The following is a 441-nucleotide window of genomic DNA, read 5'->3' as shown; positions in this document are numbered from 1 at the left end:
CAATACGGTGGATACGGCGGATGTGTGTTCGTTTATCGTGCCTGCCGTGGTGGATAGGGGGCCGTTGAAGATAGCCATATCCAGCGGCGGTACTGCGCCTGTATTAGCGCGTAAATGGCGGCAGATTATTGAGACATTGATTCCGCTGCATACGGGCATAATGGCGCGTATTGCCGGAAAATGGCGAGAAAAGGTTAAACAGACTATTCATCATGTTGAACGCCGCCGTTATTTTTGTGAAAAATTGTTCGACAGCCGTTTCAGTATTTATGCGGCTCAAAACAATATCGAAGCGGCAGAGCGTGAATTGATAACGCAGTTGAATCGGGAAACGCCATTTGGCGGCGAAGTGGTTTTGGTAGGCGCAGGGCCGGGCGATCCGTGCTTGCTGACCATACATGCTTTGCAGGCCATACATGCTGCGGATACGGTGTTTTACGA

At 50.6% G+C, this 441-nt stretch carries 1 protein-coding gene; it reads left to right on the top strand.

Features of this window, described 5'->3' with window-relative positions; translation table 11 throughout:
- On the top strand, nucleotides 1–441 hold a 441-nt coding region (locus tag ACTHTQ_RS11405), incomplete at both ends, for an SAM-dependent methyltransferase (protein ID WP_440363980.1).

The organism is Neisseria sp. P0020.S003, from assembly GCF_051957095.1.
In the GTDB taxonomy this organism is placed as follows: domain Bacteria; phylum Pseudomonadota; class Gammaproteobacteria; order Burkholderiales; family Neisseriaceae; genus Neisseria; species Neisseria subflava.
Note: the sequence above shows the minus strand (reverse complement) of the source record. Positions and strands in the feature narration are given on the sequence as shown.